This window comes from Halorarum salinum (assembly GCF_013402875.1).
In the GTDB taxonomy this organism is placed as follows: domain Archaea; phylum Halobacteriota; class Halobacteria; order Halobacteriales; family Haloferacaceae; genus Halorarum; species Halorarum salinum.
In genome coordinates this window covers 1,002,927-1,018,051 of sequence record NZ_CP058579.1, presented here as the reverse complement: position 1 = coordinate 1,018,051, position 15,125 = coordinate 1,002,927, and the positions used below count along the sequence as shown (strand labels likewise).

The following is a 15,125-nucleotide window of genomic DNA, read 5'->3' as shown; positions in this document are numbered from 1 at the left end:
TGAATCCGAAGATATGACGAAAGCTCAAGACGATGTCTTCTACTCTCAGCTTCGTACTTGGCACGAGACCGGAGATAATCAAGCTCTCCCCGGTCATCCGATCCTGTCAACGATATGATGTTCCGTTCTCGCTCATTCACACCGGGCAGCACTACTCCGACGAGCTCGATTCGGTGTTCTTCGAGCAACTTGAGTTGCCACCGCCGGAGTACAACCTGGCGGTGGGATCAAGCAGCCACGGCGAACAGACCGGAGAGATGATTGTCGGGATCGAGTCGGTGTTGGAAGAAGAGCGTCCAGACGTGGTGCTGGTCCAAGGGGACACCAACTCGGTACTGGCGGGGACGATCGCGGCGACGAAGATGAAAGGTATTGAGGTGGGTCATGTCGAGGCCGGCCTCCGGAGCTTCGACCGGGAGATGCCTGAGGAGGTCAACCGCCGGCTGGCCGACCACGCCGCCGACCACCTGTTCCCGCCGACAGAGACGTCCCGCCAGCAGTTGCTCTCGGAGGGACTGGCCGACGATCGGATCACTGTCACCGGGAACACTATCGTCGACGCCGTCACGCAGAACGTCGAGATCGCCCACGAGCGGAGCAGCGTGCTGGCGGAGCTGGGTCTCGAGAGTGAGTTTGGGCTATTGACGGCCCACCGGGCCGAGAACGTCGACGACCGCGAGCGGTTCGTCACGCTCCTCGACGGGGTGGCGAGGGCCGCACGAGAGCAGGATCTTCTGGTCGTATACCCAATCCACCCCCGTGCCGATAAGTGGGTGTCGGAGTTCGGGATCGACGTGCCGGCGGAGATTCGTCTCGTGGAGCCGCAGGACTTCCTCGACTTCCTCGTGCTGGAGGACGAGGCGACGATCGTGTTCACTGACTCCGGCGGCGTCCAGGAGGAGAGCTGTATCCTGCAGACGCCCTGCGTGACGCTTCGGGATAACACCGAGCGGCCAGAGACGGTTGAAGTCGGGGCGAACCGGATCGTCGGCGTTGAGTCTGAAAGTGTGGTCGAAGGTGTTCGAGAAATACTTGGGGTGGGACCCAACTGGGAGAATCCCTTTGGGGATGGAACGGCGGCCAAACAAATCCTCGACGCGCTCGAGTACGATCAAGCATGACCGAAGCAATTCCGAGCATCTGCGTTCACGGTCTCGGGTACGTCGGGTTGCCGACAGCGGCAATCCTAGCAAACTCCGGCCACGAGGTGGCCGGATTCGATGTCGATCCCGACCACCGGCGGAACCTCGAGAACGGGGATTTCACGTTTGAGGAGCCGGACCTCGAGCGCTTCGTGGACCGGGCGATTTCAGATGGCCTGTCGATCGCAAGCGAGCCCGAGCCGGCGGACTTTCACGTGATTTGCGTGCCGACTCCCTACGATAGGGACCTCGACCGGACGGACCTTTCGTCCGTCGAGGCCGCCGGGGAGACGGTCGCGGAGCTGTTGCGGCCGGGGGACGCAGTGATCCTCTCGTCGACCGTGCCGCCCGGGACGACGGCGGGTCGGCTCCGCAAGATCATCGAGCGCAAGGAGCTGTCGGTGACGGAGGACATCCTACTGGGGTACAGTCCGGAAACGGTGTTACCCGGGAATACGCTGACGGAGTTACGGGAGAACGATCGGCTGGTCGGCACCGTCAATGGTCGGTCCCCGGATCGGATCGTCGCGCTGTACGACGCGTTCGTCTCGGGAGATGTCCGAATAACCGACGCTACCACGGCAGAGTGCGTGAAGCTCATTCAGAACGCCTACCGAGACGTCAACATCGCGTTCGCGAACGAGGTGGCGAAGCTGGCCCACGAGTTCGGGATCGACTCCCGTAAGGCCATCGGGTTCGCGAACGAGCACCCGCGCGTGGATATCCTCCATCCGGGTCCCGGCGTCGGCGGGCACTGTATCCCGATCGATCCGCTGTTCTTGACGTACGACAACGACATCCCGATGTTGATCGAGACCGCCCGAGCGGTGAACGACGGGATGGCCGGGTTCGTGGCGGAGTTGCTGGAAGCGGCACTGGACGGCGTGGCCGGGTCGACGGTGACGGTGCTAGGAATGGCGTATAAAGGCGGTGTGGCGGACACCCGTGAGAGTCCGTCGTTCATGCTGGCGAACCGCCTGGAGGAATCGTCCGTCGGAGGAGTCCGCTTCAGCGACCCCTACGTGAAAGCGGGCTCAATCAACCGGGAGGTGCTGTCGCTCTCGGAGAGTCTGGAGGGGAGCGACGCAGCCGTGATTGTGACCGACCACCCGGAGTACGGGGCGCTGGACCCCGGGGCGTTTGCAAACTGGATGGACGGACGCGTGATCGTCGACGCGAGGGCGATGCTGGATGAAGAGCGCTGGGAGGCGGCCGGATTCGACGTATATAAGGTGTAAAGCCAACAGTTGCCGAATACGCTCATTTCAATGTCCAATTCCACGCCGAACGTTCTCTACATCACGATAGATTCGATACGGGCCGATCGGGTGGGATTTGTAGGAGAGCAGTGTGACACGACTCCGGTCATGGACGGATTGGCCGGCGAGGGGACCACTTTTGAATACGCTATAGCAACCGGAATTCCGACATATTACTCCTTCAAGTCGCTTCTCGGTGGGATTAACTCACTCAGTCACGAGGAAGGTATTGGCCTCCCAGATACCGTGACATCTATCCCAGAGGTCTTTCGAGGGGAAGGTTACTCGACGGCGGGATTCAACGCGAAGAACCCGTGGTTGACGAAAGCTTACGGGTACGACCGGGGATTCGACATGTATCGGGATTTCTTGTCGGAAGACGATTCGCGAATCAACACCGGCCAAATCACCCGGGAACTCAAGCGATTCGCCAAGCGAGCCGTTTCGTTCAGTGATACGCTCACCGATCGGCTCGGTCGACTCGGCCGGATAACGAACGCCGTCCTTGGTTCACAGCCACTCATGCCGGCTGAGCCACTCACCGATGCCGCAAGCGATTGGCTGGAAACGAGGTCCGGTGACGGTCCGTTCTTCCTCTGGGTACATTACATGGATCCACACTACCCGTGGATTCCTCCAGCAGAGTTTCTCCCGGACGATTCCGATGAAAAGCTCTCTCGACTGGAGATCGGTCAAATCTGGCACACGGTCGCTCACGAGTACAAGAAGGAGAACGCTTCCGTAGACAGTGAGACGATCGCTCAAATCGAACAGCTGTACGATGCAGAGATTCGTCGAACCGACGCCGCCATCGGTCGGCTCGTCTCGGCGCTGAGAGAGCAAAACGAATTTGAGGACACACTAATCGCCATCGTGGGTGACCACGGGACAGAACTTTACGATCACGGGGGATTCAGCCACGGGCCAGATACACTGTATCAGGAGATCATTCGTGTCCCCCTGTTGTTCCATGGTCCAGGAGTCGATCACGAAACTCGAAATGTTGCGGCGCTCGTCGATGTCCCGCAGACAATCATCGACACGGTGACTGGAATCAAGGGGTCTCCGGAGAGCTTTGAGGGGATCGACCTGTTAGAAGAGCAGCGACTGGGGGTTTCGACGGAGGTCGTGTACGATTACGATCCTGCTCTCGGAGAGAACGTGGACAACGATGTTTTTCAGGCTCGAACTGAACCCCCCTGGAAGTTGATCCGTAACCAGCATACTGGTTCACTTGAACTGTACCATCTCGAAGACGATCCCGGGGAGCACGAGCCAGTTCACGGAGAGTACGAGAGACAATCAACCCTCGAATCCGAACTTGACAGCCACCGGGAATTCATACAGCGACGGAATCGAACCGTAGCCGAAAAACAACGGGTCAGAAGACGAATTGCGGAACTCAGAGAGGCAGGAAAGATCTAACATGGGGTACCGAACAGAGCGCTACAGCCTCCTCGCGAGGACAGCTGCCAAAAAGAGGCCGAGACAGCTTCTAGGCATTGCTTCTAGGAAAGCGCGAAATCGCGTGATCCCACGTCTTCCCGTAGATGTGGACGAGCGTTATCGTCGCCGCATTCCGGACTCATTGACGACCGATTTCGAGGCCCACTCGATCGACAACCGGAGACTGCGATCCTCTCTTTCAGAGGCGGAACGACGGCGATACCGAAACCTGAGTTCGGAGTTCGCACGCGGCGCCGTTGCATTTTTAAATAGGACGAGACGCGTCTCGTCCCCTGCCGAGGCCACCCCGGACGACGAGCAGCTCACGGGACTCCCCCGGCTCTGGTTCATCAAATTGGCTGCCTTCGAGCCATTCCTCTGGGGAATCCTTGGATATGAGACTCCAGAAGAATGTGGCGAGTTCGCTGCGCGAGTTGACTCCTGGCTAGAGTCTTGCGTCGAAACGGAGCGTATCGGCTCTCGCGTCGGGTATCTCCGCGGATTTTGGGCCCCATACTCCGTTTCCCTTCGAATTACTGCCCTCTCCCGATATGGAGCGTGGAAAGGCGGACTCACCGAGGCTGAAGAGCGATTCCTCTACAAGAACCTTCTCTTTCTCGAAAACAACGTCGAATGGGACGTGGGTGGTAACCACCTGATCGATAACGGGGCCGCGCTTGTCGTGGGGGGAAGCGTATTCCCTGAGGTCGGAGATCGTTTCGTTTACAGGGGCATGAACGTCCTGAAGTCGACCGCAGAGACGCAGTTCTTCGACGATGGATATCACTTCGAGAGAAGCCCGATGTATCACCTCGAAGTGACGGAGCGGATGCTCACGGCCCTTTCGATACATTCAGAACAGAGGACGAATCCATCGGAATGGTTGAACCAAACGGTTGCTGCTGCCTGCAGTTTTGCGGAGTATCTCCGTCCTCCCGACGGTCGGATCCCGCTGTTGAACGACGCAGTCTTTGAACAGGCACATCGTCTCGAAACGATACTGGAGTACGCTTCGTCGCTCGGAGTCGACGTCCAGCCCCGAGATCGTCCGGGGGAGTCAGCCCTCTACTGGTTCGAGGCGGATGGGACGAGCCTGTTACTCGATGCGGGGGATTCGGGGCCGGACCATCAGATGGCGCACACGCACAACGATCCCAGTACAGTCTTGATCTGGACGGAAGGAACCCGCATGATTACCGATACCGGCGTCTTCGATTATCAGTCCGGGGTGAAGCGTACTGCTTCACGGAGTGTCGAGTCACACAATACCGTTCAGGTAAGCAAAATCGAACCGAAGACCTACGGAGGGCGGTTTCGAATGGGTGGGACGATCACCACTAGGACTACGGCGTCCACGAAGAACGGAATCCTCGCCGTCGCAACGCGATACGAGGCCGGTGAAAGCGATCCGTACCAACACCGTCGGACGGTGTACCGTGGCGATGACTGGCTGTTCGTGTGGGACAACGTTGAGGCGGAATCATCACCTTACATCAGTAGGCTGCACGCTCACCCGGAAGTTTCCGTTCAGGAGGAGGGATCGAGTGTTGCCTTCACTCGTCGGAATGGGCCCGAACTACACGTAAGACCGGTTCGCATCGAAGAGGTCGGAATCGAAACCGGACCGTATTTCCCGAAATTTGGCGAAACGATCGAACGTGCTGTCGTCGAATTCCGGACAGAGAATCGGGCATTCGGGTATTTCGCCGTCGATAAGGACGTTGATATCGAATTGGAGCGTGAGGACTCATTGCCAACTACGGTTCACGTCGATGGTCAGACGACGGTACTTCCACGGATAGAGACATGAAGCCGGTTACACTCGCACGCGCGATTTACGGAGACCTCCGGGGAGAACGGACAACGCCCCGATCGGACAAGGAACACCTCTCGGCGACGATCAACTGGCTGTACCGAAGTCAGGACGTGACGGGGTGTGGGGGGTCCGCGGCGTACTACAGTTTGCTCACGGGATGGTCTGGACCGTATCCCGAGACGTCGGGATACATCGTGCCTACACTATACGATTATGCAGAGTACGCAGATTCAAGAGAGGCACAACATAGGGCTGAAAGGATGGTTTCGTGGCTTCTTAAGGTGCAGTTCAACAATGGAGCATTTCCGAGAGGAGTAGATCCCGGTCCGAATGTGGATCCAAGCGTATTCAATACCGGTCAGGTTCTATTCGGCCTTGTTCGCGCGTATCGAGAGACTAGGGATCAAAAGTTCCACGAGGCGATTGAACGGGCCGGCCGCTGGCTTGTTGATGTCCAACATGAAGACGGCTATTGGGACCAATTTGACTACCGTGGAGAGGTTCATAGTTACTGCTCACGGGTTGCATGGGCGTTGCTTGAGGCTGCGGACGCTGTGGGAAACGAGATGTTCCGTGAACACGCGGCGCGTCACCTGCAGTGGGTTGTCTCAATGCAGACCGACACGAACTGGTTCAAGCTGACAGGTTTTTCACCAAAAGAGACGCCATTTCTCCACACCATCGCTTACACAGTCCGGGGACTCTTGGAAGGAGGACTGTTACTGGAGGACAACAGACTGGTCGCCACCGCCCGAGAAACAGCAGATGTATTGCTCAACCTGCAGCGTACAACCGGACCGTTGCGAGGAGCCTATAACGAGTCATGGACCGGCGACGATTTTTTCTGTCTCACTGGAAACGCGCAGATGGCACTCGTGTGGCTACGTCTAGCCGAGCAGTTCGACGACCAAAGATACCGGAAGGGGGCAGCAAGCGCTATAGAATTCCTCAAGCGACATCAGTTGCTTAATGCGCCACCCGAGGTCAAAGGCGGTATGAAAGGATCACTACCGGTCTGGGGTAGGTACATGCGACTTCGCTACCCAAACTGGGCAGCGAAGTTCCTTGCCGACTGTCTTATCCGCGAAGTTTATTTTGACAGCGGGGTCAACTGATGATTACGAAACCTCAACAAAAGACATGCTAGACATAACAGTTACACTTTCCGAGAAAACAGCTAGATCTTGCCGAGACCGGATTGTCGGTACTGAATTCGACACCGTAGAGGAGTACATCTCGTTCGTCGTTACCGAAACCGTGCAGGACAACTCAGAAAAGCGCCCGGATATCGATCAACCAGTTGATCACGAGCAACTGGAGTCGTTGGGATACCTGTGATTCTGGTTGATCAACAACCGGCGATCCGCCACCATAGCGCAGTGTTTCACCGTATATTCCGACAATGACGTACGAATTGATAGCGTCGGCCTTCTACCACCCGAACTGCCAAGAACCGTATCGAGGCCTCTACAACAAACGATCTCTTGAGTCTCTAGCTGACCACCCAGACTGTTCTGTGTTGGTTTCTAGCCCAATCCCATACGCCCCACCGGTCGGACCGTACTCGTACTATCAGACCATACCAAAGTACGAAATCTTCGACAGATACGAAGTATTGCGACCGCGTTTTCCCTATCTCGTTCCCAAGTCACTGCTTCATGCTTTGACCGGGAAATTATTTCAGTTTGCCACAAAGCACGCGGATGTGAACCTCTCGGGAGACATCGTCCATGGTTGTCATGTTTATCCTGACGGCTATGGCCTAGTCCCAGTCGCAAGAGAGGAAGGGGTTCCATTGACCGTCACTTGCCATGGTCATTTCCTCAATAACTTCACTTCCTTGCCACCGGGAGTGGCTAGACAGGTCCAACAGACGTTAAACGCAGCGTCTCATGTGTTCTGCGTCTCGAAAGCACTTGAATCGGTGGCGACCGAAATTGCACCAGATGGGGCAGTTTCGACCGTTCCGATCGGCGCTACGCCTAAGAATTATCCTACCGAAAATCGAGATACTCTCCGCAAGTCCTACACAGTCCCGGATGACGCTATACTCGTCCTATTCTGCGGGCAGTTCATTGAACGTAAGGGTGTTTCCGATATTATCGATTCGCTCGCACAGTTTCCGGATGAATCTGTCGAATATGTGTTCGTCGGCCATGGCGGTGAGTTACAGGATCGCCTTGAGGCAGCCGCTGGCGACACGGATACCCCCACATCGATTCGAATCAAAACAGGGGTTGAGACGGCAACGCTCCGAGACTGGTATGCGATGGCTGACCTTCTCATGCTTCCGAGCTATGCAGAGGGGCGTCCGACCGTAATTTATGAAGCAATGGCCGCCGAAACAGCAGTGTTGTCGACACGAATTGGGGGCGTAACCGAACAAGTTCAGGACGGCGAGACAGGAGTGTTGATTGAGCCTGGTGATCAGGTCGAGCTCGTTAACACACTCCATCAGCTCGTCCGGGACCGATCGACTTTGCGGGAGATGGGAATGGACGGACTCAACCGTCTGGTTTCGGAGGGGTGGACATGGGAGGCGTACGCAGACGAGATTGTCGACATTCATAAAGAATTGGCTGCTATTGACGGTTGACGGTCATCAATCTTCAACTCTAAAGCGACGAGATAGCCTTCTTGGACGATTGGGAGACTACTGATAATCCATTGACGGTGCTGGTTACCTAAGGAACATTGCTAGGTGAACTGTTTGAAACATGGGCCGACATATCTCGAGAATAGGACAAGCCGTACGCGATGCCAACCGCCGTCCACAGAGGAATTTGAATAGGAGGGAGAGGGAACAGATTATGAACAAGAAGGCCAATAGCCAGACAACAGGCGAAGATTCGAAGCCCGATCTGAAGATGCTCCCTCTCATCGTTGAACTTGAGTGTCGGCCGGGCCATAATAGAGATCAGCAACATGACCAATGTGAGAGGTCCGAGTGGGCCAGCCTGAACGAACAACTGTAAGTAATAGTTATCAGTTAATGTCCCCTTTAGCGCGTTCGCATTCACCAATGTCCCCCAGAACCCATAAGTACGATACATGTCGATTCCCTGTTCCCAGTATGATAATCTAACCTGTAGACTGGAGATGGCCTGCGGTCCGCGAGAAAGAACGTCAAGCAATTCCATGACTCTGCTTGGAATAATATTAACCGTTCCAACTACGACACTCAACGCTAAAAGAGACGGGAGGCCGTACACTATCGTATTCTTAAAACGGATTTCTGGGCTGAAGATCGCAAAGAGCAGAATTCCGACGATGAATGTGACCAGCGCGGCCCTTGTTTGACTAAACAAGATTATGAATCCCGCCGCCACCACGAAGAAGAAGAGGTGTATGTAGTGACGCCGACTGAGCAGATATGGGAGACACAGTAGCGTCACTAACGACGCAAACTGGCCAGCAATTATTGGTGAGTCATGAAAGCCGGTCACGCGACTGTAATGTGCGCTAATAATTACGTCAAAGTAATTTTTGTCGGTGAAAAGGCCAGCAACGCTGTGATAATCGATGTATTGTAGGACGGAAAATCCTGTATGGAAGGCGATAGAGAGGTACATAACCACAAAGAAGTCATGAAATCGAAGATTATCATTTATGCTCAGGTTCAGAGCGATAATGAGAAATGTAAACCATTGTACGAATCGAATACCGGATGTTAGGTAGGTAAGCGAATAACCTTGTACAAGTGTGCCAAGGGCTGGGAAGACAAATATAGGGATCAAGAAAATTCCAAAGCTTGTAATGACGCTATCAATCGGAGGAATAATTATCTCGTAGCCGATCTTACGGGTGAGTATCAGCCCGGCAATCAATCCAACAAGCATCAGATCAGTTATCCGGATAGGCGCGATCTCGGGAACCACATTAATAACGGGCCAATTAAAGAATGTTATATTTACAAATATCAAAAACAGAAAAGAACGTTTCGGATACAACGCACAGTAAAAGGTCCAAAATACTATGATTGTAATTATTATTAAGAGTAGCGACCACACCATTAACCAGATTTCAAGAATCCAGTATTTATAATTTTCGTATTTTAGCGGGCAACATTTCGTTAAGGATGACGGATGTGACGGGAGAATTTCCTAGTAACATTACCAGAGATCGTCCGTTTATGATACAAACCCATCGATCACTAGTATAATGGCACTAATAAGTGCTATTCTACTGTTTAACTAAGGCATCATAAGCATTGCTGATACTACGTTTGGCAACTGGGTATGGTTCAAGAAGATTACTTACAGTTCTTTCTATAAGATGCTGCTTACTCTGAAGATATGACTTTAAGTCCTTATCTTGTGGATAATAGTTATCCAAAGGAGTCTCTGAACAGTAGCTCACCCAAGTTTTTTTGTAAGGACGCTTCGTCCAATAATGCCATGGTTTATTTCTCCCAGTATAATGAATTATAATAGGATTTTCATCGTATTTCTGGAACTCTTTAGCCCAGTGTCCGTGAGCGTTATATTCTGGTGATATGATATCCACCATATCTAGTTGATGTAACGTCACATTCATCGCTGTTTGATCATTTAGATCGGGATTCTTTTCAAATATATATTTTATAGCTTTCTCTCCTATATTCATATCAGACCAATTATTTAAATTTATGTAACAAACCCCCGCGTTGAAATAGCGTTTTGTATTAGGAATGTCTAAACCGAGAATTCTATTTAACCGATCAGGCGAAGCTGCGATAATGCAATCACTCATATCACGATCAAGCAAATCATCAAGGGGACCATCAACTATTGTGTCTGCATCAAGATACAGAACATTTCCATCAATTGGGAGAAAATCGTCTATTGATAGTTTGAAGTATACTCCATTTGTTAGGTGGTTCTGGCCATTATCGGCTCTTGGGAAATCATCATACTGTGTTTCATCAATCCATATGTACTCTACTTCGAAATCACCGTGGACATCATTTAGGAAGTCAATGTTATTGAAAAATTTCACACTCTTGTTTTCTTCAGATAGTATAAATATCTTGAATCTTCTGTTTGGGTTGTTTGATAGAAGTGAGTAAATTGACACATAACACGGAGTCCAACTATCTCCACCAACAATATACGCAATGTAGTCTGTCATAGTCTTCTTATGAGCACTCATTTACGGTATATTGATAGTATGCATAAACCCGTCGTTGCCGATATCGACATAAGATTCGATGTATACTTTGGTTCCTTCAAACTAGTGCACGGGTGACATAGCGATGAAGGAGGACCCTAATGAGCAACTCAAAAAGACCGGACCATTTCCCATAACCTCGACTCAACCACGTGATTATTTATCTGCCTTCACAAACAGAATCAGATTTAGTTGTTTGAGCTGAGTAATCGGCCACCCTTGAATCTCAACTTCCGAAAAGGTCCGTTTGGTGTCATTAAGAATATAGACATAATTGTAATACCGATGAAATGTTCCATGTTTGTTTCGTGGAACTGTCTTGAAAAATTCTTCACTTGTATAATCGATATACCGCTTTAATCCATCAGGCGAATCATTCCGGTTAGGATGTACGAAATTCTTTGCAAGATAACGGACAAACCCGCCGATACCAACTTCGATTGGGATAGTAAAGTAGAGATGACCATTTGGCTTGAGACATCTGTACGCTTCCTTGAGGAATTCCTTTTCATCTGGTAAGTGTTCGATAGTACCTGCAGCGACGATCGCATCAAAAGAGTTCTCGGAAAATGGCATCAATTGTGCAGAACCTTGAATGCTAGACAGCTGCTTTTCATATGCTATTTTTGCTCGACCGCGGTGGATTTCAACTGAGTATATATCCTCAAATTTGGTACTGAGAATTTTTGATTCCAGCTCTGCGTTTCCACATCCAACTGATAACAAGGTGTTCCCTGGATCAATTAGACTAGAAAAGTCCGAGAGTCGGTTATTATGGAACCATCGAACGAAGCGCTGTCGGTACTGCGGTCCCTTACCAGCATACTGACTGAAAGGGTCAAATTCCTCATCTGTGGAAATCATATAGAGAGTCTTTTCGCGACATGCGTAAGAGTACTCATCGAGCTATTCCGCAATGAATTCTTCTACTGCATTCTCTAACTCCTTCTGTATAGGTACAATAGACTTTGGTGTTTCCAAATCGAGGAAATTCGTATATTCTTGGTTAATGATATTAGATCGGTCCACTAAGTTCATATACTCACTTAGTCCACTAAATCTTGGATCATTTATATTCCGGTGAACAAGTATGACAGGGGTGTCGAATGCTAAACAAGGTAGAGTTACATGCAGTCGAGAAGTAATCACTAACTCTGCTTGCGCATATCTCGCAAGATATTGTTTTGCCTTCTGGAATTTTGATTCTCTATCAGTTTTCAACACGGTCGTGCGGTTCTTAGTGATATCAAATAAATAATTATATAAATGGTCCAATCTACTGGCTCCCGCGATTTTTTTAGCGGTTGCAGGCACATTTTTTCGAGTTTTATTTTCTATTTTTTCAATTGGGTCTGTATAGTGTGACATGGTTCGAGCATCTTGAGTCAAATTATCTGGTAAAGCATCTACTACTTCGTGATCAAGATCTACAAGAAGAATTTCATCGGAATTGTTTAATTGTTGGTCAGGAGTAAGCGTTAGAGTTAAACACCCAGAAAAATATGCATCGATGCCATTATTTTCTAGAATGCTTTTAGTGTACAAATCCCGACATCCAATTGGATCATATCTTTTGAGATATTCTACAGATTTAGGCGTTAGTAGCCTATCGGAAATTTCTTTATCAATATGAAATGATATAATGAGGGGGTTTATATTATCTGCTGGGGGCCAATTCTCTGGATGATGCGTGAACCACCCATTAAGAATAATTTTTATTTCCTCCTGAGTATTGACTTGATTTAAGTAGTCACGTTTTAAGTATGTGTCAACCTTTGGCAAGAGCTGTTTCGCAGCTAAGCTCTGTATTTCGTCTCCTATATTGCTTGTCGTGTACTCGAGTAGTCCATATTTCACGTATACTCACCTTAGAGCAGTCACTTCTTGGTAAATGCAGTGACTTTGTTCCCTCTCTATTCTAGTAGTTGGTTTTTATAAATCACACTCACGGAAAAGTATTTGGGATTGAGGCTATACTATATAGAATACGAAACAAAACCTTGCTCTCATCACTGTAATCACCGTTATGATCGTTCCGCTTGTCTTGTTTTGTATGGTTAGGAGTGATGTCTGAGACAGACTTATCATCGAGATAGGATACGCTTGGCCCTTAGTGCCTGTCCAAGAGTAGTACCACGAATCCTGCGATACACATATATACGAAACATATAACATTGAGGCCTATGGAGGAGTAAAATCAAATGCAGTCTCACAATCCGCTAGAATCTTTTATTTACATATCAATCACTTTTTAGTTCCATAACTCCGTATTTTCCATCTGTTTTACTAACTTTGATACAGCCTGAACGGCCTTTGACTGCTTTATTCTTTCGTTGACTGAATCCTGTATAGCTTAGCATATTTCCCACCTCGGTCAACGAGTTGTCTGTGACTGCCGGACTCGATAATCTGCCCGTCTTCGACGGTTAAAATCCTATCTGCGTTCTTCACCGTCGACAGCCGGTGTGCGATTGTCACGATTGTGTACTCGCGGTCCATCTCCTCAATGGCTTGCTGTACCTGCTTCTCCAGATCCGAGTCTAGATCGCTCGTCGCCTCGTCGAGAATCAGTAAGTCTGCGTCTTCCAGTAACGCCCGTGCCAACGCCACACGCTGTTTCTGGCCGCCGGAGAGCCGCACACCTTCGTCGCCGAGCATCGTGTCATATCCCTTGGGAAGTTCCGCAAGGAACTCGTCAACCTTCGCGATCTCACACACGCGATCCAGCTCGTCGTCGTTCACGTCGCGGTTCCCAATCGTGAGGTTGTACCGGAGCGTGTCGTTGAACACAAAGGGATTTTGTCTGACCACGGAAATCCGGTCGCGCCACTCATCGAGGTCCATCTTGTCGATCGGCGTGCCGTTCGCGCGGATCTCGCCTGTGTCGACCTCATACATCCGGGCGAGCAGCGAGACGATCGTCGACTTTCCCGCTCCGGATTGACCAACAAACGCGACGAACTCGCCCTTCTCAACGTTAAATTCGATCCCTCGTAATACCTGCTCGTCGCCGTCATACGAGAAGTGGACGTCGTCGAACTTGACGTTCGTCACCTCTTTCGGGGAGTCGACCGTTCCCTCTCGGGGCTCCTGCCGCTGTTCGAGGTCCTCCACAAACGCGATTGTGCGAACGAGATGCGGTAGATCGTTCTCGACCTGATAGAATAGCCGATTCACGCTGCTGGCACGTGGACCAAGACGGAACATCGCAAACAGAAACACACCAAGTGACCCGAGCGAGAGGTCAGCGAAGGTCAGTGCGAAGTAGATAAGCACGAATACCGACACAGCGACGACGAGATTGTAGAAACTGTTAATGGCCGCTTCGTTGCGCCTAAGGGCGATTCGCTCGGTGGTGAACTTTTCGATCGCGTCCCGGAAGTCACCGTACAGCTCGTCTGTGACGCCGAAAATCCGCACGTCGCGAATCCCTTGGGTGCCAGCCTGCACCGCTTCTTGGCGCTCCTCGTTCGCCTCCGCGACCCGGTCGCCGATGTCGTACCCGGACTCAATCACCCGCCGGAAGAAGACGGTGAAGCCGCCGAGGACGATCCCTGTCGCAATCGTCAGACTGGGCGCGATCACCAACGCGATGATGAAGTACACTGCGGCGAGGAAGAACTGCTCGAACAGCTGGATGGCTCGCTGAATCACCCGTCCAGCATACGTCGTCTGTGTCACGATTGCGTTCAAGATGTCGTCAGACCCCTCTTCGTCGAAGTACGCGACCTGGGCGTTGAGTGCATTCCGAAATGCCCTGTCCTGCAGGTCGCGGATATAGTAGGTCCGAACTGCCTCGCGAAGCCATGCCACCGCAAAGCTCGTCGTGTAACGCACCACCATTACGAGTGAAACTCCGAGCACCACGTACCCGAGCGTGAACGGAAGACCGACCGCTTGGTAAGCAACGACGAATAGCCCGAGCAGGCCGTCTGCCTGCGTCGCGGGGTCCTCGAGTTGCACCAACTCAACGATCGGTAGGATGAAGCTCAACCCGACGCCTTCGAGCACCGCTGCGGCGACCCCGAGGGCCACTATCCCGGCGGTGAAGCGAGGTTTATACCGCGCGACATCCAGGAGGGCGTCGACCTTCTCACGTTTAGAGACCGGTTCAGTGTCATCAATGCTCATAGAGATACGACCGCCACGTTGTCCTTCCTGAGCGGCAGCGCAGTAATAAACGCGTTCGTTCGGCGCCGGGAGGAGGGAAGTTCCCGTCAAGTTGTGATCCGCCGAAGAGACCGAACCCCATCGGCGACCGCGCTAGTTGAAGGTCCCACTTGTGATTTTCGTGGTACGACTAGATAGACTCGG

Annotated in this window: 11 protein-coding genes; 6 read left to right on the top strand and 5 right to left on the bottom strand. The window is 51.6% G+C overall.

What is annotated here, in order from left to right:
* The first annotated feature begins 32 nt into the window (after nucleotides 1–32).
* From wecB to HUG12_RS04805, 6 genes are all read left to right on the top strand, one after another.
* The gene (gene wecB, locus HUG12_RS04830) at nucleotides 33–1,121 is read left to right on the top strand and encodes a non-hydrolyzing UDP-N-acetylglucosamine 2-epimerase (protein WP_179267679.1); all 1,089 of its coding nucleotides are present in this window, start codon (nucleotides 33–35) and stop codon (nucleotides 1,119–1,121) included.
* The gene (locus tag HUG12_RS04825; protein ID WP_179267678.1) at nucleotides 1,118–2,380 is read left to right on the top strand and encodes a nucleotide sugar dehydrogenase; all 1,263 of its coding nucleotides are present in this window, start codon (nucleotides 1,118–1,120) and stop codon (nucleotides 2,378–2,380) included. Before wecB ends, HUG12_RS04825 begins: the two co-directional genes overlap by 4 nt.
* Nucleotides 2,381–2,410: 30 nt before the next feature.
* On the top strand, nucleotides 2,411–3,826 hold the full coding sequence (locus HUG12_RS04820; protein WP_179267677.1) for a sulfatase: 1,416 nt from the start codon (nucleotides 2,411–2,413) through the stop codon (nucleotides 3,824–3,826).
* A gap of 1 nt (nucleotide 3,827) precedes the next feature.
* Nucleotides 3,828–5,657: an alginate lyase family protein gene (locus HUG12_RS04815; RefSeq protein ID WP_179267676.1), complete on the top strand. Its 1,830-nt coding sequence runs from the start codon at nucleotides 3,828–3,830 to the stop codon at nucleotides 5,655–5,657.
* A complete protein-coding gene (locus tag HUG12_RS04810) occupies nucleotides 5,654–6,778 on the top strand; it encodes a prenyltransferase/squalene oxidase repeat-containing protein (RefSeq protein WP_179267675.1) in 1,125 nt (374 codons plus the stop codon). The genes HUG12_RS04815 and HUG12_RS04810 overlap by 4 nt, the downstream gene beginning before the upstream one ends.
* Before the next feature lie 287 nt (nucleotides 6,779–7,065).
* Entirely contained in the window at nucleotides 7,066–8,259 is a 1,194-nt protein-coding gene (locus HUG12_RS04805; RefSeq protein ID WP_345776999.1) for a glycosyltransferase, read from the top strand.
* A gap of 88 nt (nucleotides 8,260–8,347) precedes the next feature.
* Here the strand turns inward: HUG12_RS04805 and HUG12_RS04800 are convergent, their stop codons facing one another.
* From HUG12_RS04800 to HUG12_RS04780, 5 genes are all read right to left on the bottom strand, one after another.
* A complete protein-coding gene (locus HUG12_RS04800) occupies nucleotides 8,348–9,541 on the bottom strand; it encodes an O-antigen ligase family protein (RefSeq protein WP_179267673.1) in 1,194 nt (397 codons plus the stop codon).
* A gap of 304 nt (nucleotides 9,542–9,845) precedes the next feature.
* On the bottom strand, nucleotides 9,846–10,772 hold the full coding sequence (locus HUG12_RS04795) for a glycosyltransferase family 8 protein (protein ID WP_179267672.1): 927 nt from the start codon (nucleotides 10,770–10,772) through the stop codon (nucleotides 9,846–9,848).
* 195 nt (nucleotides 10,773–10,967) lie between these two features.
* Nucleotides 10,968–11,675: a class I SAM-dependent methyltransferase gene (locus HUG12_RS04790; protein WP_179267671.1), complete on the bottom strand. Its 708-nt coding sequence runs from the start codon at nucleotides 11,673–11,675 to the stop codon at nucleotides 10,968–10,970.
* Nucleotides 11,676–11,717: 42 nt separating this feature from the next.
* A complete protein-coding gene (locus HUG12_RS04785) occupies nucleotides 11,718–12,668 on the bottom strand; it encodes a polysaccharide pyruvyl transferase family protein (RefSeq protein ID WP_179267670.1) in 951 nt (316 codons plus the stop codon).
* Nucleotides 12,669–13,133: 465 nt separating this feature from the next.
* Nucleotides 13,134–14,942: an ABC transporter ATP-binding protein gene (locus HUG12_RS04780; RefSeq protein WP_179267669.1), complete on the bottom strand. Its 1,809-nt coding sequence runs from the start codon at nucleotides 14,940–14,942 to the stop codon at nucleotides 13,134–13,136.
* Between the last annotated feature and the right edge of the window lie 183 nt (nucleotides 14,943–15,125).

Coding starts and splice junctions, on each gene's coding strand:
- HUG12_RS04815 (WP_179267676.1), top strand. CDS start 3,828: ATGGGGTACCGAACAGAGCGCTACAGCCTCCTCGCGAGGACAGCTGCC.
- HUG12_RS04780 (WP_179267669.1), bottom strand. CDS start 14,942: ATGAGCATTGATGACACTGAACCGGTCTCTAAACGTGAGAAGGTCGAC.
- HUG12_RS04825 (WP_179267678.1), top strand. CDS start 1,118: ATGACCGAAGCAATTCCGAGCATCTGCGTTCACGGTCTCGGGTACGTC.
- HUG12_RS04790 (WP_179267671.1), bottom strand. CDS start 11,675: ATGATTTCCACAGATGAGGAATTTGACCCTTTCAGTCAGTATGCTGGT.
- HUG12_RS04810 (WP_179267675.1), top strand. CDS start 5,654: ATGAAGCCGGTTACACTCGCACGCGCGATTTACGGAGACCTCCGGGGA.
- HUG12_RS04795 (WP_179267672.1), bottom strand. CDS start 10,772: ATGACAGACTACATTGCGTATATTGTTGGTGGAGATAGTTGGACTCCG.
- wecB (WP_179267679.1), top strand. CDS start 33: ATGTCTTCTACTCTCAGCTTCGTACTTGGCACGAGACCGGAGATAATC.
- HUG12_RS04805 (WP_345776999.1), top strand. CDS start 7,066: ATGACGTACGAATTGATAGCGTCGGCCTTCTACCACCCGAACTGCCAA.
- HUG12_RS04820 (WP_179267677.1), top strand. CDS start 2,411: ATGTCCAATTCCACGCCGAACGTTCTCTACATCACGATAGATTCGATA.